The sequence below is a fragment of the Paenibacillus jiangxiensis genome (assembly GCF_046098255.1).
Lineage (GTDB): Bacteria > Bacillota > Bacilli > Paenibacillales > Paenibacillaceae > Paenibacillus > Paenibacillus jiagnxiensis.
In genome coordinates, this window is the sequence record NZ_JBJURI010000001.1 from 1 (window position 1) to 24,498 (window position 24,498).

At 52.4% G+C, this 24,498-nt stretch carries 27 protein-coding genes and 1 other annotated feature; of the genes, 4 read left to right on the forward strand and 23 right to left on the reverse strand.

What is annotated here, in order from left to right; translation table 11 throughout:
- Positions 1 to 222 precede the first annotated feature (222 nt).
- The 7 genes from groL to ACI1P2_RS00035 all read right to left on the reverse strand — a co-directional run bounded on the left by groL (position 223) and on the right by ACI1P2_RS00035 (position 5,350).
- Positions 223 to 1,851: a chaperonin GroEL gene (gene groL, locus ACI1P2_RS00005; RefSeq protein WP_355315667.1), complete on the reverse strand. Its 1,629-nt coding sequence runs from the start codon at positions 1,849 to 1,851 to the stop codon at positions 223 to 225.
- 96 nt (positions 1,852 to 1,947) lie between these two features.
- Complete coding sequence (gene groES, locus ACI1P2_RS00010; RefSeq protein WP_355315669.1) at positions 1,948 to 2,229, reverse strand: co-chaperone GroES; 282 nt, start codon at positions 2,227 to 2,229, stop codon at positions 1,948 to 1,950.
- Between the two features lie 265 nt (positions 2,230 to 2,494).
- Positions 2,495 to 3,247, reverse strand: coding sequence for a twin-arginine translocase subunit TatC (gene tatC, locus ACI1P2_RS00015; protein WP_355315670.1), 753 nt, complete (start codon positions 3,245 to 3,247; stop codon positions 2,495 to 2,497).
- Positions 3,248 to 3,310: 63 nt separating this feature from the next.
- Complete coding sequence (gene tatA / locus ACI1P2_RS00020) at positions 3,311 to 3,556, reverse strand: twin-arginine translocase TatA/TatE family subunit (RefSeq protein ID WP_355315672.1); 246 nt, start codon at positions 3,554 to 3,556, stop codon at positions 3,311 to 3,313.
- A gap of 62 nt (positions 3,557 to 3,618) precedes the next feature.
- A complete protein-coding gene (locus ACI1P2_RS00025; RefSeq protein WP_355315674.1) occupies positions 3,619 to 4,119 on the reverse strand; it encodes a MogA/MoaB family molybdenum cofactor biosynthesis protein in 501 nt (166 codons plus the stop codon).
- A 79-nt stretch (positions 4,120 to 4,198) separates the two neighbouring features.
- Positions 4,199 to 4,699 (reverse strand): cyclic pyranopterin monophosphate synthase MoaC, encoded by a 501-nt coding sequence (gene moaC / locus ACI1P2_RS00030; protein ID WP_355315675.1) that lies wholly within the window; start codon positions 4,697 to 4,699, stop codon positions 4,199 to 4,201.
- A 15-nt stretch (positions 4,700 to 4,714) separates the two neighbouring features.
- Positions 4,715 to 5,350, reverse strand: a complete 636-nt coding sequence (locus ACI1P2_RS00035; protein ID WP_355315677.1) for a 5-formyltetrahydrofolate cyclo-ligase — start codon at positions 5,348 to 5,350, stop codon at positions 4,715 to 4,717.
- A gap of 250 nt (positions 5,351 to 5,600) precedes the next feature.
- Here ACI1P2_RS00035 and ACI1P2_RS00040 point away from each other — a divergent pair, with 250 nt between their 5' ends.
- Positions 5,601 to 7,556 carry an ABC-F family ATP-binding cassette domain-containing protein gene (locus tag ACI1P2_RS00040; protein ID WP_355315679.1) on the forward strand — a complete coding sequence of 652 codons (1,956 nt, stop codon included), beginning with the start codon at positions 5,601 to 5,603 and terminating at the stop codon, positions 7,554 to 7,556.
- 379 nt (positions 7,557 to 7,935) lie between these two features.
- Here ACI1P2_RS00040 and ACI1P2_RS00045 read toward each other — a convergent pair whose 3' ends face one another.
- Positions 7,936 to 9,456 carry a 2-isopropylmalate synthase gene (locus ACI1P2_RS00045; protein ID WP_355315681.1) on the reverse strand — a complete coding sequence of 507 codons (1,521 nt, stop codon included), beginning with the start codon at positions 9,454 to 9,456 and terminating at the stop codon, positions 7,936 to 7,938.
- On the opposite strand from ACI1P2_RS00045, the gene ACI1P2_RS00050 reads away from it, so the two are divergent.
- A complete protein-coding gene (locus ACI1P2_RS00050) occupies positions 9,455 to 9,610 on the forward strand; it encodes a hypothetical protein (protein ID WP_408976085.1) in 156 nt (51 codons plus the stop codon). The genes ACI1P2_RS00045 and ACI1P2_RS00050 overlap by 2 nt on opposite strands.
- A 4-nt stretch (positions 9,611 to 9,614) precedes the next feature.
- Positions 9,615 to 9,920: a binding site (T-box leader), on the reverse strand.
- Positions 9,921 to 10,160: 240 nt separating this feature from the next.
- On the opposite strand, the gene ACI1P2_RS00055 is transcribed toward ACI1P2_RS00050, so the two are convergent.
- From ACI1P2_RS00055 to ACI1P2_RS00085, 7 genes are all read right to left on the reverse strand, one after another.
- Entirely contained in the window at positions 10,161 to 10,403 is a 243-nt protein-coding gene (locus ACI1P2_RS00055; RefSeq protein WP_355315683.1) for a hypothetical protein, read from the reverse strand.
- A gap of 58 nt (positions 10,404 to 10,461) precedes the next feature.
- A complete protein-coding gene (tsaD, locus tag ACI1P2_RS00060; protein ID WP_355315685.1) occupies positions 10,462 to 11,535 on the reverse strand; it encodes a tRNA (adenosine(37)-N6)-threonylcarbamoyltransferase complex transferase subunit TsaD in 1,074 nt (357 codons plus the stop codon).
- On the reverse strand, positions 11,532 to 12,014 hold the full coding sequence (gene rimI, locus ACI1P2_RS00065) for a ribosomal protein S18-alanine N-acetyltransferase (RefSeq protein ID WP_408976086.1): 483 nt from the start codon (positions 12,012 to 12,014) through the stop codon (positions 11,532 to 11,534). Before rimI ends, tsaD begins: the two co-directional genes overlap by 4 nt.
- Positions 12,015 to 12,063: 49 nt before the next feature.
- Positions 12,064 to 12,852: a tRNA (adenosine(37)-N6)-threonylcarbamoyltransferase complex dimerization subunit type 1 TsaB gene (gene tsaB, locus ACI1P2_RS00070; RefSeq protein WP_408976087.1), complete on the reverse strand. Its 789-nt coding sequence runs from the start codon at positions 12,850 to 12,852 to the stop codon at positions 12,064 to 12,066.
- Between the two features lie 5 nt (positions 12,853 to 12,857).
- Complete coding sequence (tsaE, locus tag ACI1P2_RS00075; RefSeq protein WP_355316281.1) at positions 12,858 to 13,340, reverse strand: tRNA (adenosine(37)-N6)-threonylcarbamoyltransferase complex ATPase subunit type 1 TsaE; 483 nt, start codon at positions 13,338 to 13,340, stop codon at positions 12,858 to 12,860.
- A 152-nt stretch (positions 13,341 to 13,492) separates the two neighbouring features.
- Positions 13,493 to 13,672, reverse strand: a complete 180-nt coding sequence (locus ACI1P2_RS00080; RefSeq protein WP_355315691.1) for an H-type small acid-soluble spore protein — start codon at positions 13,670 to 13,672, stop codon at positions 13,493 to 13,495.
- Positions 13,673 to 13,703: 31 nt separating this feature from the next.
- Positions 13,704 to 13,952: a hypothetical protein gene (locus tag ACI1P2_RS00085; protein ID WP_355315693.1), complete on the reverse strand. Its 249-nt coding sequence runs from the start codon at positions 13,950 to 13,952 to the stop codon at positions 13,704 to 13,706.
- 148 nt (positions 13,953 to 14,100) lie between these two features.
- On the opposite strand from ACI1P2_RS00085, the gene ku reads away from it, so the two are divergent.
- On the forward strand, positions 14,101 to 15,009 hold the full coding sequence (gene ku / locus ACI1P2_RS00090) for a non-homologous end joining protein Ku (protein WP_355315694.1): 909 nt from the start codon (positions 14,101 to 14,103) through the stop codon (positions 15,007 to 15,009).
- Between the two features lie 23 nt (positions 15,010 to 15,032).
- The gene (gene ligD / locus ACI1P2_RS00095; RefSeq protein ID WP_355315696.1) at positions 15,033 to 15,938 is read left to right on the forward strand and encodes a non-homologous end-joining DNA ligase; all 906 of its coding nucleotides are present in this window, start codon (positions 15,033 to 15,035) and stop codon (positions 15,936 to 15,938) included.
- 46 nt (positions 15,939 to 15,984) lie between these two features.
- Here the strand turns inward: ligD and ACI1P2_RS00100 are convergent, their stop codons facing one another.
- The 8 genes from ACI1P2_RS00100 to ACI1P2_RS00135 all read right to left on the reverse strand — a co-directional run bounded on the left by ACI1P2_RS00100 (position 15,985) and on the right by ACI1P2_RS00135 (position 24,365).
- A complete protein-coding gene (locus ACI1P2_RS00100; protein WP_355315698.1) occupies positions 15,985 to 17,196 on the reverse strand; it encodes an ABC transporter permease in 1,212 nt (403 codons plus the stop codon).
- On the reverse strand, positions 17,193 to 17,912 hold the full coding sequence (locus tag ACI1P2_RS00105) for an ABC transporter ATP-binding protein (protein WP_355315700.1): 720 nt from the start codon (positions 17,910 to 17,912) through the stop codon (positions 17,193 to 17,195). The genes ACI1P2_RS00100 and ACI1P2_RS00105 overlap by 4 nt, the downstream gene beginning before the upstream one ends.
- The gene (locus tag ACI1P2_RS00110; protein ID WP_355315702.1) at positions 17,909 to 19,357 is read right to left on the reverse strand and encodes an efflux RND transporter periplasmic adaptor subunit; all 1,449 of its coding nucleotides are present in this window, start codon (positions 19,355 to 19,357) and stop codon (positions 17,909 to 17,911) included. The genes ACI1P2_RS00105 and ACI1P2_RS00110 overlap by 4 nt, the downstream gene beginning before the upstream one ends.
- A 12-nt stretch (positions 19,358 to 19,369) precedes the next feature.
- Positions 19,370 to 20,515, reverse strand: a complete 1,146-nt coding sequence (locus tag ACI1P2_RS00115; protein ID WP_355315704.1) for a TolC family protein — start codon at positions 20,513 to 20,515, stop codon at positions 19,370 to 19,372.
- 174 nt (positions 20,516 to 20,689) lie between these two features.
- Positions 20,690 to 21,778, reverse strand: coding sequence for a sensor histidine kinase (locus tag ACI1P2_RS00120; protein WP_355315706.1), 1,089 nt, complete (start codon positions 21,776 to 21,778; stop codon positions 20,690 to 20,692).
- Positions 21,771 to 22,325, reverse strand: coding sequence for a VanZ family protein (locus ACI1P2_RS00125; RefSeq protein ID WP_355315707.1), 555 nt, complete (start codon positions 22,323 to 22,325; stop codon positions 21,771 to 21,773). The genes ACI1P2_RS00120 and ACI1P2_RS00125 overlap by 8 nt, the downstream gene beginning before the upstream one ends.
- An 84-nt stretch (positions 22,326 to 22,409) precedes the next feature.
- Entirely contained in the window at positions 22,410 to 23,288 is an 879-nt protein-coding gene (locus ACI1P2_RS00130) for a M15 family metallopeptidase (protein WP_355315709.1), read from the reverse strand.
- Between the two features lie 165 nt (positions 23,289 to 23,453).
- Positions 23,454 to 24,365 (reverse strand): YitT family protein, encoded by a 912-nt coding sequence (locus ACI1P2_RS00135; RefSeq protein ID WP_355315711.1) that lies wholly within the window; start codon positions 24,363 to 24,365, stop codon positions 23,454 to 23,456.
- Positions 24,366 to 24,498: the final 133 nt, after the last annotated feature.

The window sequence follows — 24,498 nt, forward strand, 5'->3', positions numbered from 1 at the left end:
AATTCGGTTCACATGAACACTTTTTTAAGCGGATATTCCATCTGCTTTGTTTGCTGTACGCTTTTTCCTTGCTTGCACCAAAAAACAAACGGCACAAGGCTTTTCCCCATGCCGTTTCCGATTCCATTTTATTTTCAGCTCTTGTCTTTGAGCTAAACTTAATGACATTGCCCTCTCGGGAGCCTTTAATATAGCGGTATTACAGGGTTTTAGGCCCTTTTGTTACATCATTCCACCCATTCCACCCATGCCGCCCATGTCAGGCATAGCTGGTTTTTCTGGTTCTGGCTTGTCAGCGATAACCGCTTCTGTAGTCAGGAACATAGCCGCAACGGACGCTGCGTTTTGCAGAGCGGAACGTGTAACCTTGGCAGGGTCAACGATACCTGCTTCGATCATGTTCACCCATTCGCCGTTAGCAGCGTTGTAGCCTACGCCAATTTCTTCGCGCTTCAAGCGTTCTACGATAACAGATCCTTCTTCACCAGCGTTGGCAGCAATCGTACGAACTGGAGATTCCAGTGCGCGCAGTACGATGTTCACGCCTGTTTGCTCGTCACCTTGCAGTTGAACACCAGCAACAGCGTTATATACGTTCAGCAATGCCACGCCACCGCCGGATACGATGCCTTCTTCAACCGCAGCGCGGGTTGCGTTCAGGGCGTCTTCGATGCGCAGCTTGCGCTCTTTCAGTTCAGTTTCAGTAGCCGCACCGACTTTGATGACTGCTACGCCGCCGGACAGTTTAGCCAGACGCTCTTGCAGTTTCTCTTTGTCGAATTCGGAAGTTGTTTCTTCCAGTTGAGTGCGGATTTGGCTTACACGTGCGTCGATGTCAGCTTTGTTGCCTGCGCCGTCAACCACGATCGTGTTTTCTTTGGTTACGCGCACTTGACGTGCAGTACCCAGCATGTCAACCGAAGCGGATTTCAGATCCAGTCCAAGCTCTTCGGTGATCACTTGGCCGCCTGTCAGAGCAGCGATGTCCTGCAGCATAGCTTTGCGGCGGTCACCGAAGCCAGGAGCCTTAACAGCAACTGCGTTGAATGTGCCGCGCAGCTTGTTCACTACGAGCATAGCCAGGGCTTCGCCTTCAATGTCCTCTGCGATCAGAACGAGCGGTTTGCCCTGCTGTACGATTTTCTCGAGCAGTGGCAGAATTTCCTGTGTATTTGTGATCTTTTTGTCTGTGATCAGGATGTACGGGTTATCCAGCACAGCTTCCATTTTGTCTGTATCTGTAATCATGTAAGGGGAAATGTAGCCGCGGTCAAATTGCATACCTTCAACCACTTCCAGCTCTGTAGCGAAGCCTTTGGACTCTTCTACAGTAATGACGCCGTCCTTGCCCACTTTTTCCATAGCTTCAGCGATCAGTTCGCCCACTTCTTCGTCAGCAGCGGAGATTGCAGCTACCTGAGCAATGGATTGCTTGCCTTCGATTGGCTTGGAGATGGAAGCCAACTCAGCTACAGCCGCTTTAACCGCTTGGTCGATACCTTTGCGGATGCCGATTGGGCTTGCGCCTGCAGTTACGTTTTTCAGGCCTTCTGTGATCAGAGCCTGAGCCAGAACTGTAGCTGTAGTTGTACCGTCACCAGCTACATCATTTGTTTTGGTAGCTACTTCTTTAACGAGCTGGGCGCCCATGTTCTCGAAAGCGTCTTCCAGTTCGATTTCCTTGGCAATGGTAACACCGTCATTCGTGATCAGCGGGCTGCCGAATTTTTTCTCAAGCACAACGTTGCGGCCTTTAGGTCCGAGCGTTACTTTAACAGCGTTAGCCAATGCGTCTACACCACGCAGCATGGAGCGGCGAGCGTCTTCACTGAATTTAATCTCTTTAGCCATTATGGTAAAACCTCCCTGTGGATTATGGAATATTCAATGCGGGTTTCACAGAAATCCCGTGTATGCTATAGTTCAGGTCTTGCAGGTTCGGTCCGATTAACCGATGATGGCGTGGATATCGCTCTCTTTCATAATCAAATACTCTTTACCTTCGTATTTGATTTCTGTTCCGGCGTATTTGGAGAAAATAACACGGTCGCCTTCTTTTACTTCAAGAGGAATGCGCACACCGTCCTTCAATGCTCCCGACCCAACCGCAACGACTTTGCCTTCTTGCGGCTTTTCTTTAGCGGAGTCCGGAAGAACGATACCGAAAGAAGTTGTTGTCTCCTGCTCGATCGCTTCCACCAATACGCGTTCACCCAAAGGTCTGATCATGAAAAATAGCCTCCTTATTCAAATGTGTATTCAGATATGCGGTTGTTCTCGTATGTATTAGCACTCGACTCATCGTAGTGCTAACAACCAACTTCATGATACTCAACTTGGGAATTAATTTCAAGTCCCCCACGACAATTTTTTCTAAGTCTTTATCGAGAAAAATAACTCCCCTGCCACAATATCTGCAGGTTGGACATACCCTCTTCCATTGTATCCAGTTAAAGAGCAAATATGCCAACCCGTACAAGCTTAAGAAGGGGCCTCAGCCCTTTGTCGAAGCGCTGCGCTGAAGCTGTCTCCGATATACAACAGCCGATATATAGACACTGCACTCGTAAAGCAGTACCAGAGGAACCGCAACAAGCAGATCGGAAATAAAATCAGGGGGTGTTATCACCACAGCTATAAATACCAGTGAGAAATAGGCAACCTTGCGCCATCTGCGCATCCGCCCGGGAGTAAGCAGGCCGACGCGGGTAAGGAACATGACCAGCACGGGCATTTCGAACAGCAGTGACACAGGCAGCACAATATTAAATACAAAGCTGAAGAACTGGGCCGCGCCGTAGGTTTCATGAAGCCCCATGTTCCGGTTTACTGAGGCCGTAAAATAAAGAGCCATCGGCACAACGACAAAATAGGCAAACACAGCTCCGGCAGCAAAAAGAAAAAATACGTAAGGAACACTGCGCAGCGTCGCTGAACGCTCAGACGCTTTCAAGCCGGGACTGACAAACTTCCAGACTTGAAAAAGCAAAACTGGAAGGGATGCGGCCAGCGCCAGCATAAACGCAATTTTCATATAGATGCCGATGCCATCCCACAGGGAGAGCGCATGCAGCTCAATGCTTACTCTTTGCTGTCCGGCCGACAGGATCCAGCGGTAGACTGGTTCAGCTGCGGCCAGACCTGCAACGAGCGCTGCTGCAAAGACAAGCAGAACCCGTATCATGCGGCTGCGAAGCTCGGTCAAATGGCCAGCAATCGTCATTTCCTGTTCTTGCGGTTCCGGCATGCTTTCACCACCTTGCGAATTAACAAGAAAAGCCCTTCCTGAAGAAAGGGCCTATAAAAGCTGTCATGGCTGATCCGGCGGCCGTTTGTCCCCGGTGCGGGCAGCGTCGTCAGATTCCCGAGCCGAGGAAGAACGGCTCCCGCCTGCGGATTCATCCTCTGATATCAGATCCCGCGCCCCATTCTTAAACTCGCGAAATGTGCGTCCTACAGCCCGTCCCAGCTCGGGGAGCTTGTTCGGGCCAAACAACAGCAGCGCCAGCACAACAAGCAGAATCAATCCGGATGCTCCTATACCTCCGAATCCCATACGGCATTCCTCCTCGGTAGCTTGGATTTGGCGAAATCCGGCCAGACATTAGGCAGTTAGCATCAGCTTATGCCGGATCGACTGCTAAACTGCCCTGTTACCATCAGCAGTGCTTCCGGCAGCTGGTCCATGATGGCAACCAGATTTTCGTGCACACCCTTCGGCGTTCCCGGCAGGTTCACGATCAGCGTGCGTCCGCGAATGCCTACAATCCCCCGAAACAGCATGGCGGCCCGGTTTTTCTGCATGACCGTCATCCTCATCGCTTCAGCCATGCCGGGCACCTCCCTTTCAATGACACGGCGGGTCGCCTCCGGTGTAACGTCCCGGATCGCAAGCTCCGTGCCGCCTGTCGTCAGTACCAGATCCGCATGAAAATAATCCGTCATTTCTATTAAAGCGGCAATAATTTCATCAGGCTCATCGGGAACGATTCTGTATTCGACAATCTCGCCACCCAGCTCTTCCTCAACCAATTCCCGGATGACCTGTGCGCTCGTATCTTCACGTTCTCCACGTGCCCCTTTATCGCTGGCCGTCAGGATCGCTGTTTTCCACACCATATGATCACCCTTCTCCTATCTTCATCCTCTGATTATGGCCAGGCCATAAATCAAGGCCCGATTAGATAACCCCGATTTACTAGTTGCTACCGGTTACATCGCGGGTGTCGTCACGCCTGAAGTCGCCGTTCTTGCCTCCGGTTTTGGACTTCAGCAGAGTCGGCCCAATCACCATATCCTTCTGCAGCGCCTTGCTCATATCGTAGATGGTCAGCGCGGCGGCCGAAGCGGCAGTCAGCGCCTCCATCTCTACCCCTGTTTTACCTTCGGTCTTGACCTCTGCTTCAATAAAAAGCTTATCATCCCCGTTATCCGTAAATGTAATATTTACGCCGGTTAAAGCAAGCGGATGACACATGGGAATCCAGTCGGATGTTTTCTTCGCTCCCTGAATTCCGGCAATCTGCGCTACAGCCAACACATCTCCTTTGCCAACTGCACCCTCCTTGATCGCCGCAAGCGTCGATGGAGCCATAGTGACCTGTGAAACCGCGACAGCAGTGCGGACGCTGGCGGCTTTATCCGAGATGTCCACCATCCGCGCCCTGCCCTGCCCGTTAAAATGTGTAAATGAGTCCATACAGAATAATAACACCTACCCTTTTCCCGTGCTAATGACACCCTCTGCGGTGATCAGCTTGTCTACCTTTAAGTCTCCGGGCTCCAGCGGAATATGGCCTATAATCTGTCTGGGCAGCGCAAGCGCAACAAAGTTAGGCCCAGCCGCTCCCGTCCGGACGCGTTCGTGCAGAAGTGTCTCGGTAAAACGATCATAATACCCCCCTCCATATCCGATGCGCCCTCCAATCAGGTCAAAAGCCAGCCCGGGCACGACCACCCAATCGAGCTGTGCCCACTGCTCTACGGGCCACAGCGGGCAGGCCTCGACTGGTTCAGGAATTCCCCAGGCGCCGGATGCAAGCTCGCTTGCACCCTTGATAACCCGCAGCTCAAATCTGCCGGCTGTCCTGTTCACCCTGGGAGCAAGCACACAGTCTCCGCGCGACCAGCAATGCTCGATCAGCAAAGTGGTGTCAAGCTCGCTGCCGAAGGACAGGTAGGTAAACAGCGTTAGGCGCTCCTGCCGACTGTTCTCCCGCAGCTCTTCCCATTGCCGGATGGCATGGCCGCAGGCATCCCTTGAAGCCCGCTGCCGCTCGGCAGAGCTCATTTCATTTCGCAGGCTCCGCATTTCAGCCCGCAGTCTTGCCTTGATCGTACGAACATCCACATCTTTTCATCCTTCCGGACGAAGCCTTCCAAAATTACGCGCGGGCGGGTGCATGGCACGCATTCCGAATCAGCCGCGCCTTTTTCAACATACTTGTTTTAGTTTATCATTGATTATGGAAATTGACTACAAGCCCGGGGGCTCCTGCTTTAAACTGCTGTCCTCGGGTACGAATTTCATGTAAACTGAATGTGTCTGCCTGCTGCCCGGATCAAGGGCGCTGGCCAAATTGTAATGGAGGATATAAGCTATGCTGCTGCAAGTAACAGGAATTGTTAAAGCTTACGAGGTGGATCCCGTCCTGGACGGAGTGAATCTGCAGATTCTGGAACGCGAGCGGATTGGACTCGTCGGAGTAAACGGTGCAGGCAAATCCACCTTGCTCAAGATTATCGCCGGTGAACTGTCTTACGACAGCGGGCAAATATATAAATCCAAAGAAACGACGTTGGGGTATCTGGCCCAGAACAGCGGTCTGAACTCGGAGCGTTCCATATGGGATGAAATGCTGCAGGTGTTCCAGCCCCTGCTGGAGGCGGAGGCTGAGCTGCGCAAGATGGAACAGCAAATTGCGGACCCGGCCTCCATGACGAACGAGAAAGCATATGAAGACCTGCTTGAACGTTATGCCAGACGTTCGGACTGGTTCAAGGACCGGGGCGGCTATGAAATGGAAACACGCATCCGCAGCGTCCTGCACGGCATGGGCTTCGGCTCATTTGATCCGCAGACTCCGGTCTCCACATTAAGCGGTGGACAGAAAACTCGACTGGCTCTGGCCCGTATTCTCCTGCAGGCCCCTGATCTGCTGATGCTGGACGAACCGACCAACTATCTTGACATTGAAACCCTGACTTGGCTTGAAGATTATCTGCGCGCATATCCCGGCGCGCTGCTTGTTGTCTCCCATGACCGTTATTTTCTTGACCGGCTGGTGACGACTATTGTCGAAATCGAGCGTCATCGTTCAACAAGGTACACCGGTAACTACTCCAGATATATTGAACTGAAGGCCGCAGAATATGAGGCAGAGATGAAGCAGTATGAGAAGCAGCAGGACGAGATTGCCCGCATGGAAGCCTTTGTGCAGCGCAACATCGTCCGCGCCTCTACGACCAAGCGTGCACAGAGCCGCCGCAAGGCGCTTGAGCGTATGGAACGCATCGACAAGCCGATGGGAGAGCTGAAGAAGGCTCATTTCTCTTTTGAACCTGCCTTTATGTCAGGCAAGGAAGTGCTTGATGTGGACGGTCTGTCCGTCACATTTGATTCTGCCAATACTCTGTTCCGGAACGTGGCCTTCAGCCTGCGCCGCGGCGAAACAGCCGCACTGATCGGGCCGAACGGGATCGGCAAATCCACTCTCCTGAAATGTCTTACCGGTTTGCTTAAGCCCTCTGCAGGCACGATCAGCTGGGGAACCAAAGTGAAAATCGGGTATTATGACCAGGAACATACCAGCCTGAACCCGGCCAATACGGTACTGGAGGAGTTGTGGAGCGAATATCCGCATCTGGAGGAGGTGCGCATTCGGACTGTGCTCGGCAGCTTCCTGTTCAGCGGGGAGGATGTGCTCAAGAAAATATCCGCGCTCAGCGGCGGGGAGAAAGCGCGTGTATCGTTGGCCAAGCTTATGCTGCGTGAAGCGAACGTGCTGATTCTCGACGAGCCGACCAACCATCTGGACCTGTTCAGCAGAGAAGTGCTGGAATCCGCATTGGTGGATTATGAGGGCACGCTGCTGTTTATTTCACATGACCGTTATTTTCTGAACAAGATGGCGGAGCGGGTCATCGAGCTTCATCCCGAGGGCGCCGAGCATTTCCTAGGAAATTATGACGACTACATTGCCAAAAAGGAAGAGCTTGCCGAAATCGCTAATGAGCAGGCCCAGCAAGGAGGAAAGCGGCCGGAAAGCTCCACTGAACGCATTGACCGGCAGGAGACGGAAAAAAGCGGTGCTGCCGCCTATGCCGCCGGCAAGCAGGCTTCGCGGGAGGAACGTACCCGCAAGCGAAAGCTGGAAGCATTGGAAAAACGGATCACAGAGCTGGAAGAAACCATTGGCTCGCTGGAGGAGCAGATGACCCGTCCGGAGGTTTATCAGGATTATACGGCTCTTCAGGAAATTCAGGCTCAGCTTGATGAGAATAAACAGGAGCTTGCTGAGGTGTACGCTTCCTGGGAGGAACTGATTGAGGAGTAAAGCAGCAGCATCGACATTTTTTTCGGATTGGCAGCATGCGCTTATTCACAAGGTTATACACAAAAGCAATTTACAATATCTTAACAAAATGGCCTTAAGGGTCATTTTTTTTATGATCAGAGCGCCATTTCTCGGGAAAACCCATTATTATCCACGTTTTTATCCACATTATCCACAATTTATCCTCTATGTAATATTAACTCTGTGTCAACAAAACGATTTCGACAAAATTCCTTGTACAGCCCGCATTCCTCAATTTTGTCCCCAAAATAATGTGTGTATGTGGATAACGTTGTTAACAACTTGACAAACGTTAATAACCAATTACATCCAGGCTGCCATCAGCGGAAGCCTGGATGTATTTTTTGCGAAAACCTTTTTAGAGCACTACAAGCTGAGCCGCATTGCAGGCAGAGAGACAAGCAATGCCTACTGCCAGCAAATGATCCCTGTGGGAGGCTGAACCGTGGTACGTTTTCCCCATACAGCACACGGTTACAAACGCCTCCGTATAGGCTTGTTCCCCGCTTCCCATCGTATGGATTTCCACGTCCTCAATTTGCATATCCCCCTGCACAGCATGGCTGATGGCCGCAATGACTGCTTCCACTTGGCTTTCTGCTCCGGCTGAATACATTTTTGCTTCCGCTTCTCCCTGATGTTTGATCAAGACCGATGCTGTGAACTGCTTTTCGCTTTCTGCAGCTGCACGAATACCTGCCAGTTCGTATGGCTGAACATTTTTGTGAAAAGTTTGATCTACCAACTGCAGCAACCGGTCGTCACTGACGGTCTTTTCCCGGTCCGCCGTTTCCTTGAACCGCTCATAGAAGGCGTCCAGCTCCCCGTCCGCGAGCTCAACTCCATATTTCTGCAGCCGGTCCTTCAGGGCATGGCGGCCTGAGTGCTTGCCCAGAATAATCATGCTGCGCGGAATGCCAAGCGCTTCCGGGTCCATGATCTCATACGTATTGCGGTTCTTCAGCAGGCCGTCCTGGTGAATGCCTGATTCATGCTGAAAGGCGTTTCTGCCAATTACCGGCTTATTGTAACTGACCGGAAAATGCATGGCTCTGCTCACCGCCATGGATACCTCGTACAGTTGGCCTGGACGGATGCCTGTCTGAGCGCCCATCACTTCCCCCCTCGTTTCAAGCGCCATGACCAGTTCTTCCAATGCGCAGTTGCCGGTACGCTCCCCGATGCCGTTCACAGTTACTTCAATCTGATCAGCCCCGCAGCGGATCGCTTCCAGGCTGTTGGCGACCGCAAGCCCCAGGTCATTATGACAATGTGCGCTATACCGCACGTTCTGTCCTCCCCGCGCTCCCTCCCGAACACGCAGGAACATACTGCCGTACTCTGCAGGCAAAGCGTAACCTACGGTATCCGGCAAGTTGATGATGGAGGCACCTTCCCCGATCGCTGCCTCCACCATTTCAATCAGATCATCGATGTTCGTACGGGTCGCGTCCATCGCCGTAAATTCCACCGTATCGCAAAATTGCCTCGCATAGGCAACCATTTCTTTGGCCTGCTGCACGACATCCTTGCGCCGCATGCGAAGTTGGTGCTCGATATGGATGTCGGAAGAGGATATGAACAGATGGATCCGGCGGCGGGCCGCGTCGCGGGTCGCTCTGACCGCCGCATCGATATCTCCCCTCACCGCACGCGCGAACCCACAGATTTCTACATCGTGCGACAGGCGAGATATCGCTTCAACCGCTGCAAATTCCCCTGGACTGGATACCGGGAAACCCGGCTCCAGGACATCCACTCCCATATCAATCAATCGGGAGGCAAGCGCAATCTTCTGCTCAGGCTTCAGGCTGGCCCCCGGCGCCTGTTCACCGTCCCTTAACGTCGTATCCATAATGCTGATTCGTCTTTTCGTCATGGATGAAATCCCCCTCATTGGTATTCCGGGGCATGTCGACCTGCTCCGGGTGTGCTGTTCTTATCCCGCCCTGCTGCCGGCAGCGCAAAAAGCCCACCGTCTCCGCACGGGTCTTCCACCAGTCGGCAGAAATTTTCCCGTACTGCAGCCCTAAGCTGCCAAGAGACGGCGGGCTTAATATCCCATCCGTGGTACCACTCTTGTTGGATCAGTTCGCCTGAAACGGCAAACCTATCCCCCTCATGCCCAGACGTTAGCTGATCAGACTTCGTCCGGACGGCCCTGTAACGTGGGCCAACACCGCCGGAAAGTACCGTAGCGTTAAACCACTGACTTAAAGTTTAACACACCATTCCCTTCCGGTGCTCACGGGCGAGATTCGAACGGTTCCAGCCACTGCGTCGCACCATACCGCAGCTCTCTGCAGACCTCACCGTTCTACTGCTCCCGGTCATTGCTTGTAGAGGTTGTTCAAAAAGTCATCTTTTGATCACGAAGTAAGTCGGGATGCGGATTCGACATCGAATCTTGAATTCAGCCGGGCCTTCCGGTGCTCACGTACCCCAAGTACGCTCCGCTCCTCAGTCCCTAGCTTCATTCAACCTTCTTGGTGCTGAAAACCTGACTTTTTGAACACTCACTTGTATGTATTTCCCGCGAAAAACACAAAAGCCTGCCGTCTCAATTAAGAGACGACAGGCTGTTCACCCTCGCGGTACCACTCTTGTTGACCGTATTACACGGTCCACTCGTACGCTGCGCTCCAAATAGAGCACAGCTGCCCGATCACGGGGGCCGTCCGTAACCGTGTACCTCCGCTGCGGCTGTTTGACCTGCCGCACGGTTTCCACCGTTCCGCTTCCAGGCGAGATTCGGGGTTCCTTCGTCTGCGTCGCACCTTCCCGCAGCTCTCTTGATCCGGGACCGTCCCTACTGCTCCTGTTCATCGCGTTTGCTGTATAACTACAAATTTTTGTTAATTATAATCAGCTTGCAGCGGAGATGTCAATAGGTATTTGCCGCTTCCACTGACCAATCCTCCAGAGACAAACCAGGGTCCGCTTTCATATCCAGCGGTGTGAACTGTCCCTGCTGCCATTTCAGATGAGCGGCCGCTCCGATCATCGCCGCGTTATCCGTGCAGTACTTCAGCGGCGGAATCAGCAGCGGCAGCCCTTCCCGCTCGCAGCGTTCGCTCAGCGCTCTGCGCAGGCCCTGGTTTGCGGCAACACCGCCGCATAACAGCAGCTGCTGTCCGCCGAACTGACGCATAGCGCGTACGGCCTTCTCAACGAGTACCTCGACAACCGATTCCTGAAATCCGCGCGCAACAGCCCCGGTCTTTACCGTCTCGCCGCGCATCTTCATCTGGTTGACCGCATTCAAAACGGCCGATTTCAAACCGCTGAAGCTGAAATCATACGAATCCGGCTCAAGCCATACCCGTGGGAGCGGGATCGCCTCCTCCGATTCAAGCGCGGCACGGTCCACATGCGGACCGCCCGGATACGGATAACCGATGGCCCTTGCGACCTTGTCATAAGCCTCGCCAACCGCATCATCCCTCGTACGGCCAATCACCTGAAACCGGCCTGGCGCTTCGAGCAGCACCAACTCCGTATGCCCTCCGGACACCACCAGCGCAATGCAAGGATAAATGATTCCATCCGTCAGATTGTTGGCATAAATATGCCCCGCAATATGGTGGGTGCCGATAAGCGGCTTGCCAAAAGCCAGCGCAGCGCTCTTGGCCGCAACGATCCCTACCAGCAGCGCACCGACCAGGCCCGGCCCCTGCGTCACAGCCACGGCGGACAGCTCGTCAGGAGTAATTCCCGAAGCATCCATTGCTTCTTCCAGCATGTACGTAATGCTCTCGACATGCTTGCGGGAAGCCACCTCGGGTACGACCCCGCCAAAGGCCTGGTGGGTGGCGATCTGACTGGAGATCAAATTCGAGAGCACCTCCTTGCCGTCCTTAACGACGGCAACCGCCGTTTCATCACAGCTTGTCTCAATCGCCAATATGTAGCTGTGCCCGTCTGTATCCTTCATTTTGATATCCTGCTGTGTTCTCATTCCTGCTCGCTTCCTTCCTCTCCGGCTGAGCTCTCAACGGAAGGCAAATCCGCCCACATAATCAGAGCATCTTCATGGTTATCCGAGTAGTAGCCTTTACGGATGCCGGACGGCGTAAATCCTTTTTTCTTATATAAACCCTGAGCGACAGTGTTCGACACCCTCACCTCAAGGGTAATCCGCTTCATGCCCACATAAGCAGCCGTCCGCATCAGCTCGTCCAGCAGCCGCTCGCCAAGCTTGCGTCCCCTGTATGCTTCACGGACCGCGATGTTCGTAATATGAGCTTCATCCATAATCGTCCACATGCCCGCATAACCGATCGGCTCCCCGTTCAGCTCCATGATCATATATTTGGCAAAATGATTGTTGGTCAGCTCGTTCCGGAACGCCTCCCTCGTCCACGGCAGCGTGAACGATTCGTGCTCAATCACCATCACATCCGGTATATCCTCAATCGTCATCAACCGGAAAGACATCTCTCCGGAAAACTGGTTCGACTCCTCCATCCCGCTTCAACGGCTCCCTTCAACGCTGGCGCAGCAGGTTTGCCTCCGCCTCCGCCAACTGGGTATAGTTCGGAACGAGCGTATGCAGCTCGTCCTGTTCTCCATTCAACAAACGTTCAGCACCCAGCCGGCCCACCCAGCAGCCTTCCAGTTCATAAGGCACCACTTGTACCGGTACCTGCAGGCCAACCGCAGCCGGCCCATGCAGCCCTGTCTCTCCAACAAACCAGAGAACTTCGGGACGGGTGCTTTCATCTGTATTCGCCAAACGCAGCGTGAGCTCCTCTACCCAGGAAGTCATCAAACGGATGCCATCCTGCTCCAGCCGAACGGGAGCTTCCTCTCCATTGGCCGCAAAAAGGCTGGTATACACCTGGCCCCGCCGCGCATCCAGCAGCGGGATGATCCACTGAACGGTGCTGTCCTGCAGCGTCGCCTGCTTGTCCGCCAGCCCGCTCTGTCCTTGTGCCCAGCCTCCCCAGGCCAGCGCATGCAGCGTAGATACGCCGGCTACCGGCACTTTCCATGCCCAGGCCAACGTTTTTGCCGCCGTAACCGCAATTCTGACCCCTGTATATGAACCTGGCCCTACACCAACCGCCAGACCTGTGATGTCCCTGCCGGAAATCCCGGCATCCGACAGCAATCGTTCCAGCTCGGTAATCACATGCACGGAATGATTTCTCTCCCCCCGCACATTTACCTCTCCGGCAATCTTACTGTCCTCCATCAAAGCTGCAGCCATCACGGCTGTTGCTGTATCCAACGCCAAAAACCGCTGCCGCGGCCGTATTTTCTCATCATTCATATTATTCATACTCCATTCTCTCGCAAACTCCGGCACCATTCGCCATACACTTCGCCGCTGCCTGTCAGATGAATCAGCCGTTCATCCGGCGAGGCCGTATGTTCAATAACGATGTGCAGACACTCCTCAGGCAGGAGAGACAGAATGAGGCTGCCCCATTCCACCAGACAAACGCCTGTACCGTAAAAATATTCATCCAGACCGAGCTCCCCTGCCTCATTCTCGTCGAGCCGGTACACGTCCATATGATATAAGGGCAATCGACCTTCATATTCCTTGATCAGGGTAAAGGTCGGGCTGTTGACCACTCCTTCTACCCCAAGATGTCTGGCGAACGCTTTGGAAAAAGCGGTTTTGCCAGCGCCCAGCTCGCCGTCCAGCACAATCACGGAGCCTGCGAACGACCGGGCGGCCAATGCCGACGCCAGTCTATCTGTGTCCGCCACGCTCCGCGCCAAATATGTGAAATGTTCCTTTATCATCTGTATATGCCTACCTCTCGGCGGCCCTCAGGCCTTACAACTTGTTCTTTATTATATAGCCCTTCCGTACCTTGCCGCAAGAAAAGGGAGAACAAGCCTTTCTTAACAAAAAAACCGCTCTTACCGTGAAACGGCGAGCGGTTGTTCCCGGTTTGGCTTTATTTTTCCTCCAGCCGGGCGGTTTTGACGGTTTGTGTATTGCCAGGGTTCGTTCCTACCTGCACGGTCGCCATGCCGTTCTCCGTATCCACATGCTCGATCCATACCGGTTCTCCCTCAAGCTTGACCGCTATCATGTCCGGGGATTCCAGGATCGCTTTGGCTCGTTGGGCGTCCATCATCTACTCCTCCTCTTCAGTACAATTTTCCTTATTCGTCATCCTTCATCATCCGGTCTATATCCAGCATGACGGAAGCTGCTGAATCTTCTTCTGCTTCCGTACCCGTTACCTGCTCCCAATTCACTTGAGAGCCTGCGATTTGAGCTGAAGGCTCTGTGTCATGGGGGAAGGCAAATTCGGGCGGAAGCGCAGCTTCCTCTCCTGCCGCCGGTGACTGGAAAGGGATATGTCTTCTGCTGAATCGTCCCGTGCCTTGAGTGGGAAACTTGTCGGCCATCGGATTCTCTTCCTCTCCGCGTTAATTTCCTAATTTCCCTGTTACTATGCGCCAAAACGAAGCCCGCCATGCGCTACATACAATATGCCGGGCTACGCATACTACGTATGCAAGCATACAGCCGCTCAATAAAGGAAGGTGATTATCGATGCATACCGTCTGGAAAGGAGCTATTAGCTTCGGCCTTGTCCATGTTCCTGTCAAAATGTTTTCCGCAACGGAAGACAAGGATATTTCCATGCGCTACATTCACAAGGAATGCGGCAGCCCCCTTAGCTATGTACGGAAGTGTCCCGTATGTGATAAAGAGGTGGAATGGGAGGAAATCGGCAAAGGTTATGAATATGAAAAAGGCCGTTTCGTCATGTTCGAAAAAGAGGAGTTAGAGCAGCTGACAGAGCAGGGCAACAAAAATATTACAATTCTGGATTTCGTCAATTTGACCGATATTGATCCGATTTATTTTCAGAAAACATATTATCTGTCTCCGGATCAGGCGGGCGCCAATGCATACAGTCTGCTGCTTAATGCCATGAAGGACACCGGCAAGATCGGCATCGCCCAAATCTCCATCCGGTCCAAGAGCAGTCTGGCGGCCATTCGGGTGCTGGAGGGCTGCCTTGCCATCGAGACGATATTTTATCCGGATGAAATCAGGCCCGTATCGCAGGTTCCGAATCTTCCCGGGACTACAGCAGTTAATGAAAAGGAACTGTCCATGGCCAAAATGCTGATTGAACAGCTTTCCACTGAATTTGATCCTGAAAAATATACGGATGAATACCGTGCACGGCTGCTGGATCTCATCGCTCATAAAGTAGCGGGAGAAGAGGTGAAAATTGCTCCAGCCAAACCACAGACGAACGTGGTGGACTTGATGGCAGCACTGCAAGCCAGCATTGAGGCGGTCAAACCTATAACGCCTGATCCGGGTCCGTCTCCGGGCCGCAAGCGTACTGCCAAAAAGCCAGCTGCCCAGGCCAAGGCCGCTGCCGGCGAAGCGTCGCCTGCCGCTCCCAAGCGAAAAACTGCAGCCAGAAAAACAAGCAAGACATGATTGTTCGATAAGGAGGGTTTCGCATGGCCAGAACGGTGAAAGGCAGCATAACGATCGAAGGGCATGAAATTACGATTACCAATCCGGACAAGCCCCTTTGGCCGGAGGCAGGCATTACCAAAGCGGTATATTTGACCAAGCTTGCCGTTCTGGCGCCTTACCTGCTGCCTTACTGCCGTGACCGCCTGTTAACCGTGATCCGCTGGCCGCACGGCATTCACGGGGAGTTCTTTTACCAGAAAAATGTGCCTGAGCCCAGACCCGACTTCGTCAAAAGTTATGTCCATCAAGGAATCGATTACATGGTGCTGAGTGATCTGCCGCAGCTGCTATGGCTCGGCAATCAGGCTGCGCTTGAGTTTCACCCTTCCCTGCATAAGGCAGGCAATCCGCTCCCCTGTGAATGGATGATTGACCTGGACCCCTCGGTTGAAGAGGAACCGCGAATCATGGAAGCCGCAAGCATCGTGGGAGAAGTGCTGGCTTCGCTCGGTCTGCAATCGATCCCCAAAACTTCCGGCGCTACAGGTGTACAGGTTATCGTCCCCGTGCCTGAAGGCATTACATTCGACGAGCTGCGGAGCGTCGGCCATTTTGTTGGAAAATACGTGACCGAGAAGCATCCGTCCCTGTTCACGCTGGAAAGGCTCAAGAAGGACCGCGGCACCTGCATTTATTTCGACTATCTTCAGCACTATCATGGAAAAACACTGGCCGCCCCCTATACCCCTCGCGGCAGAATAGGCGCTACCGTCTCCACTCCCCTTACATGGGAGGAGGTTCGGCAGGATGTGTCTCCCAAGGATTATCACCTGCTTAATATCGGGGAAAGGCTCGAACGGATAGGGGACCTGATCGATATGATTCCGCCACAGCCCATCCGCCCGTTATTGGATTATTTGAACGGCAAAAAACCTGTACAAGCCTGACAGACCGCACAGGTTTTTTAGCAATAGCTGTTCTGCCTTTATACCCTTACTCATATCTCAGAGCATCAATCGGTTTCAGGCGCGAGGCTTTAAGGGCGGGAATAACCCCGAACAGAATGCCCACAGCCATACAGCTCAGGAATGAATACAGAATCGGCTCAACCGTATATACGATCGGCATCTGTGCCATACTGTTCAGCAGCTTGGCCGCCCCGATTCCGGCGAACACGCCGAGAATGCCGCCAAGCAGACTGATGAATATCGCCTCCGTCAGAAATTGCAGCATAATATCGCCGCGCTGGGCTCCGATGGCCTTGCGGATTCCGATTTCCCTCGTCCGTTCCGTAACGGCCATCAGCATCATATTCATGATGCCCACCCCGCCAACGAGCAGCGCAATCCCGGCCACTCCGATAATCAGCAGATTCATGGTATCATCAACGCCGGCAGTCATCTGCAGATAGTCGGTCTGGCTCATCATTTGAAAATCGTCGGGCTGCCCTTCCTTGATCATATGCCTGGTGCGCAGCGTCTGCGTAATTTCAGCACGCGCGCTGTCCATCAATTCGGGAGCCGCAGCGGAAACATTCAATTGCTGGATGCTCATATGGCTCATCCGGTCCATGCCGGTTGTGATCGGAATGTAGATCTGGTAGGAGCTGTTGTTCATCATGGAGTTTTTATTCGACAGCAAGCCTACAATTTTAAATGGCAGATTGTTAATCAATACCGTTTCTCCGACCGCATTGGCGCTATTTTCCCCGAACAGGTCACTGGCAGCCTGTGACCCGATGATGGCCACGTTCATCCCTTTTTCCACCTCATAATTGGTGAAGGTTCTGCCATCCGTGAAGAAAAGCTTTTGCACCCTTGCAAATGAGGCCGAAGTGCCTTCGATTTGAAGATTCACCTTTTGCCTGTTCCAGACGACATCAGCGCTGCTCATCCCGCTCGGAGCCACATCGGCAACGGACCTGAGCTGCTCCAATGCGGCCACATCCTCCAGGGTGAATTCCGGCGGCTCCACAAATTGGGTGCCATTCGCTTCATCATATTGGTAAAATGGGTAGATCATGATTAAATTATTGCCCATATTATTAATCTGCGAGGTGATCTGGGCATTGGAGCCCTTGCCGATCGCCGCTATGGCAATGACCGCCGCAACCCCGATAATGATGCCGAGCATGGTCAGCAGCGAGCGCAACTTATTGCTTTTCAGACTGGAAAAGGACATCTTCAGCGTTTCCAGTGGGTTCATGCGTTCACTTCCTCTGCCGACATTCTTTGCGGAGTAATCCGCTCATCCTTCTCGATCCGTCCGTCCCGGAAATAGATCAGACGCTTGGCACATGCTGCCACCTCGGCATCATGCGTCACGAGAACGATTGTGATCCCCTGATCATTCAACCGTTGAAAGATGTCCATAATCTCCACGGTTGTGCGGGAATCCAGCGCGCCTGTCGGCTCGTCCGCCAGCAGAATGACCGGATCGTTGACAAGCGCGCGGGCGATGGAGACACGCTGCTGCTGTCCCCCGGACAGCTCGTTAGGTTTGTTCTTCAGCCGGTTCCCAAGCCCTACATGAGTAAGCGCCTCAGCCGCCCGCCGCTTCCGCTCCCTTGCAGGCACCCCGGCATAAATCATCGGCAGCTCGACATTTGCCAGCGAGGTGGAGCGGGACAGCAAATGAAATTTCTGAAATACGAAACCGATCTTGCGGTTGCGAATCAGGGCCAGCTCGTAAGGCTTGGCCCCCAGCACAGGATATCCATCCAGATAAAACTCGCCGGAGTCCGGCAGATCAAGACAGCCGAGCACGTTCATGATTGTGGATTTCCCCGAGCCCGACGGCCCCATGATGGCGACATATTCCCCCTGCTCGATAGAAAGATTCACATCATGCAGGGCGTGGATTTCCTGGTCGCCAACCCTATAGGTTTTGCGGACATGCCGAATGTCAATGACGTGGCTCATCCCGCACCTCCCATCATGGGATCCTCCGGCATCGCAGCAGGCGCAGGGATCACCACCGTATCCCCTTCCTTCACACCAGACTTCAGTTCAACCCGGTCAGGAGTGTAAAAGCCCTGCTCAATCGGCACAAATTCATAAGCCTCCGGAGCTGCCGGATTGGACGCCACGTATACACCGTCCTGCCCTCCCTCGGAGCGGATCGCCATGGCCGGAACGAACAGCACATCTTTATGCGTGCCCAGCAAGAGGGATATTTCCATGACCATCCCGGTTTTCAGCTTGCCATCGGGGTTTTTGACAGATAGCTCGATCGGATAAGCGGTGCTCCCATCCTCGGTGGACGGTTCAGGCGACACAAACTTCACCTCTCCCTGAAACTCCTCACCAGGATAAGCGTTGGTGCGAAATATAGCCTTCAAGCCTGTCTGCACCTTAACGATATCGCTTTGTCCGATTTTGGCTGCAATCATCAAATTGTTGGCGCTCGCGTTGTTCATCACAATGAAAGGAGCCGTCGGGCTTGTCCCCACGTCGCCGTTTACTTTCAGGATTACACCATCCCACGGGGCCTTGATTTCCAGCTTCGTCAGACTGTCCTGTTTTTGCTTCAGCACGGTTTCGGCCCGCCGCACATCAATCTTCGCCGCTTCAATCGCGGAGTCATCCGCGGGAGTCTGGATTTTTTTCAGCTCGGCCATCGCCTGCCTGTACGATATTTCCGCATCCTCGATCGCTTGTTTCTGCTGATTTTCAATCTTGCGCATGTTCCTCTCTTGCGCTTCATAGTCCTGTTCAGCCTTTTCCAGTGCCTGCTCAGCCTGCTCCATTTCATTGGCGGGAACAGCCCCTTCTTCCAGCAGAAATTTCTGGTCATCATAAGCCTTACGGGCCTGTTCGAGCTGCTTGGAGGACTGCTCTTTCTGGCTCTGGGCCTCCTCAATATCAAAGTTCTGCTTGGCTCTTTCCAACTCCGTCTTCGCACGCTGCACATTGACCTGCTGGATTTCCACTTCCTCCGGCTTCGGCCCTTTAAGAGCCTCCTCCAGTTTGTTTTTGGCCATAGCCAGGTCGTCCGCAGCGCTCTGTGCCTGATTGCGCGCCTCCGTATCATCAAGACGGGCCAGTACCTGTCCGGCCTTGACCCGGTCCCCTGGCGCAACATTGACCGCCGCCAGCTTATCTGTGCTTTCGCCTGTGAAGTTGAGGTTGACCTCCTTCGACGCTTTGACCGTTCCCGTGGCGTCCAATGTCTCCGTGACGTCCCCACGCTCCACCTTCAATGTCTCGTTTTGAGGCACGGCCGCTACTTCTTTTTCAGGCCACTGCCAGTATACCACCGCTCCCGCCCCGCATAATGCAAGCACAATAACGGTCCGAATGATCCATTTCCTTCTCCGTTTCTTTTTCCATTCCACGATTGCATCGTTAGCAACGATTTCACTCACAGCCTGTCCCTCCTAGACACTCCACGGCTTATTCAGCGTATATTCCAGCTGGCTTATCTCTATCGCCAATTCCTCAAGCTGACGGCGGAGCTGGTCGGCATTCAACTGGCTCTCCTCCAGCTCGGACTGAACGATCATGCCTCTATCCCATTTCTTGCGGGACAGCTCCAGCGCTTTTTGGGCAATATTATAGTTTTCCTTCAATCGTATGTATTCCTGGCCCTTGTCCATCAGCGTGCTGTAGGCCGTCCGCAGCGATTCGGCAAAATCCTCCTTCCCTTTCGTCAAGCGCTCATTGGCGTCTTCCAGATCCATACGCTTCAGCTTTTTATCAGACTCACTGCCCTGGAAATTATCGTATCTGATATCCCATTCACTGTTCTTGACCGCTTCCTTCAGGTCAATAATCTCCGGGCTGTCTTCCACGAGCTTGCTGATATGGGCCTCGATATCCAGTTTAACGGGCTCACGATATCCTGGCGGGTTCTCCAAAGTATATGTTGCGCCCTTGGGCTTGCCTATCAGTGTATTTAACGCATCATACGCCTTCTGCAGATCCGAGTTGCGCTGTCTGACAGCTTCCTCCGCTTCCGTCCGGCTATGTACGGCATCATCGTATTCTTTTTGTGACACAAGACCGCGGGATGATTTGGCGGCGGCGATGCGCTCTTTTGCACGTGCAAGCTCCAGCTGCTGCTGCGCGGTTTCAACATTGTTTTCCGCAACATAAACGGCCTGATAGCTTTTCATTACCGAGAAATAGACCTTATCCTTGGCAAACTTGGCATGCCTTGCAGCCGTAAGATAAGCTTCATTGGCCGAATTATAGCTCTTCCAGCGCGGATTGCTCTCCGAGGCATCAACGCTCCCGTCGACATCATAAGGTGAGATATACCCCAGGTCTTCCGCTGCTTCCTGCAGTGTAATCCCCTTGCGCTCCAGGTCCCGTGTCGAACTTCTCAACAGCTCGTTGTTAGCCTCTGCCAAGGCTACGGCCTGCTCCAGGCTAAGCTGGACTTCCTTCTGTCCTGCAGGCGCATTTACTTCAACATTCGATTGCTGCGGCTGCTGATCACTCCCTGACGCGGCATTTACTTCTCCGGCCAAAGCGGCGGATAAAGAAACAACAAGCAGCAAGGCAGCCGTTTTCTCTTTCATCATGAAACCTCCCTTTGATATGCTTACAATTTGTCTCACACTTTTCCATGACGAGAGGATGGAAAAAAAATGAATTCTCCCCCTAGATATTTTAAGTGAGGATGTTGCTGTAGATAAAGTTCTAAAAAAACACATTTTTGTAACCTTAATCGACAAATTGTGAATTGTAACAGTTCATGTTGGCAAACGCACCTCGAATTCGGTACGAATGAGATCGCTTTGTACCGATATTGAGCCATCATGCTGCTCTACAATGTTCTTGGCGATAAACAGGCCAAGCCCGGTGCTTCCCTCCTGATGGGTTCGGGCACGATCCCCGGTAAAAAACATGTCGAACACATGAGGAATCTCATCCGGAGGAATGGAATCACCGTAATTGATGACTTGAATGACGACTTGATCCTCATCCAGGCAGCCTTGAATATCGATGTACTCACCGTCTTTGCCGTAACGGACGGCATTGGACAACAGGTTCTCGAACACGCGTGCGAGCAGGTCGCCGTCTCCGGAAGTCATCAGCTGCGATGCTACCTCAAGACGCGCGGTCAGCTTGCTTTTTTCGAATACGGGATACATCTCTTCGGTTAATTGGGTCAGCAGCTCGCTCAGGTCAAGCGGTTTGCGATTGATCCTTAGCTTGCCGTAATTCATCCGCGTAATTTCGAACAGCTCGTCGATCAGCTTCTCCAGCCGCTGCGATTTGGTATAGGCAATCGTCATGTAATGCTTCATCTGATCAGCGGTCAAATCCTTGCCTTGAAGAATGAAATCCAAATACCCGATGACGGAAGTCAATGGGGTCCGCAAATCATGGGCGAGGTTCAGCACCAGTTGCTCCTTGCTGTTCTCGGCGAAATCCCCCCGTTCCACTGCCTGCTGCAGCTTTTCGCTGGCCAGGTTGATGTCCCGGGCAATGTCCCCGATCTCATCATTGGACTGGATATTGACCCGATGGGAGAAGTGGCCCCCGGCCAATTGGTTGATCCCGCGGGAAATCTCCCGGAAATAAGCAACGTAACGCCGGGTAAGCAGATAGAAGTAGAAAAATGAAATCGGAAAAAAAAACATCAGGAACACGTTAATATCGCCGATCTCTCTGATCGTTTCCCGGACTTCGAACATCGGGTCTTCGCGGTACAACGTATGGTAATATTGCTGCAGCGCCAAGTAGATCAGAAAAGTAGTGCCGGCGGACAACAGCATGCTGAGCCCGAACAACCGGATCACCTGGAAGCGAAAGCTGCGGAATTGGGGTTTAGCCATTGGCCGGTCTCATCGGTTCAGCAATGATCCGGTATATCAAGAAGCCAAGAAGCCCTCCCGCGGAATTCAGCAAAATGTCATCGACGTCAAATTGACCAATCCTGAACAGAAGCTGGGCGGTTTCCAAACACAGGCTTAAGAAAAACGCACAGATGAATGTCCTCATCCCCGGCATCCCTTTTTCTTTGAACATAAGAGACAGTAAAATTCCCAAAGGCATAAAAATAGCCACATTTCCGAACACATTAAATAAAGCGTGGTCGGTTAACGAATACAGCGATCTGGAGATTTCCCTGAAGGGAACCAAATTACCTGTATGCAACTGCTGCGAAATCAAGCCTGGCTGCCGCAGACCGGCCAGCAGCCGGCCCCCAAGAAAACCCAGGTCCAAAGAATGAAACTTCAATAAGATGACTTTGACCAACACATATACATAAAGGACTAGCAGGGCTCGGAGACTTAGAACGCTCACCTTCATATTGTTTCTATTCACGCTCGTATTCGTCTTCATCCCGGCTGTTGTCACCGTCCCCATTTTCGTATTCATCCTGCGCCGTCCCCTCCTTGACCATATCCTCGTGAATACCTTGCCCTTCCGCTTCCTTTCCGCACAAAGTTCCGAATATCCCGGTTATTCGTGAACCGTAACAATAACGCCGTCCTCATTATTGCCGGAAATCTCGTATTTTCCTTGCGCAGGCACGGTGATCGTATGATCTCCATTTACCGGAAAGTAAAAGACTTTATAGTTCTCCCCCCCGATCGTGATGCTTACCGACTTCTGCTGTTTCAGTAAATCCAGGTATTGTTCCAGGACAAGGTTCTTTTCCTGCATGATCGCGCTGTGCGGCAGACCGACGTAACGGAAATGCCAAGGCTCAAACTGTATGCCCGTCACCGCTGTTTTATCCTCGGGATAACGCAGAACAAACCCGTATTTCCAGGAATTATCTTTCAGCCACCTCCCTTCCGGGGCCTGATTCATTTCCGCCTGTGAGGAGCCGATATCCATCGATAAACCGAGGTTGTGCTCGCTATACCCCGCCGGCAGGGCGTATTCCGATCCCATATCGCGATACAGCTCGTCCTGCTTGGCTTTGTTCCGATAACCGCTGCTGATCAAGAAATGATTGACCCCGTCCTGCGCCGCGGCCTTGATCATGGTACGAAATTTGTCCACCAGCCAGGGCGATAGCTGAATAGAGCTATCAAGCACGCCGAATCCGTCGATCAGCTCGGAATTCTTGACCAGACTCACCGCTTCCGACTCGGGGTGCAGCCCATCCGGAACAGGATGGTCCTTGTTGACGAGCAGCAGATCTCCCTGGAATATCATTTCTTTTGTCACTTTTATCGTAAAAACGTCCCCTTGAGGAACCGCTCCGGGAATTTTTATGCTTTCGTCGAAAGGTGTTGATTCATCGGGCAGGTCAGTCATGCCCTCCTTAAATTTCGTGAACCCGTAGCCCAGCAGCAGCAAAACGATAATACAAAAAACCCATTTCTTCATACTCCAACTTCCTCCTAATCCTTCGTATGCTTGTAGGATAAAGAAAACTATTAAAGAAGAAATGAGGTTAAAAATAAAGTTTTTCTTAAATTGAATTTTCAGGAAAAAAAAGCCCCCTGAAAATATGTCAGGGGACTGGCTTTACCTTATGATCTATTAGCCTCGCTAATGTATTCCTTTTTTCTTGAATCTTCCGCCTTTAACATCATGGATATTGCCGATGGCTACAAAAGCGTGCGGGTCCCAGTCCTCTACAATGGACTTCAGCTTCGCTTCCTCCAGCCGCGTAATGACTACGAAGATGACTTTCTTGCTTTCACCGGTAAAGCCGCCTTCACCATCCAGATAAGTGACGCCCCGACCCAGACGGTCGGTCAACGCATCGCCGATATCCCGGTATTTATCACTGATAATCCATACGGACTTGGACTGATCCAGACCTTCAATCGTAATATCGATCATTTTCATGGCAATATAATAGGCAATCATGGAATAAAGCGCGTTAGGCCAGCCGAATACGAAGCCGGCGCTGCCCAGGATGAACACGTTCACGAACAGCACGATTTCCCCCACCGAGAACGGCGTTTTCTCACTGGCGATAATCGCGACAATTTCCGTACCATCCAGCGATCCGCCCGAACGGATAACGAGCCCTACGCCAACCCCCAGAATAACTCCGCCGAAGATGGCGCCCAGCAGCGGTTCACCCGGTGTCAATGCCGGAACCGTATGCAGCAGCGTCGTACCGATAGACATGATACCTACACCAAGCAGCGTGGAAAGCGCAAAGGTCTTTCCAATTTGTTTGTACCCGAGAATAAGAAAAGGCAGGTTAAGAAGAAACAGAAATATGCCGAGCGGCAATCCGAATATTTTTGAAAACATAATGGATATACCGGTAATGCCTCCGTCGATGACTCCATTGGGCACAAGGAAAATTTCAAGCGCTACCGCCATGAGCGCTGCCCCGAGAGTTATAAAAGAAACCCGCTGAAGCAGTTTCTTGAGCTTATTTTTCCGACTGACCGGATACTTTTTTCCTAATGCTGCGGCTTGTTGTTTTTCGATCGTTTCCATCATCCTTCCCCCTAAATCAATATGGAATAATTTACATATTACTGGATAAAAAAGGGGACTGGTTTAACAATCCCCTTCTCCGCAGCATCATTAACTTATATACATTATATCATATAATGGTCGATTTTGGTCA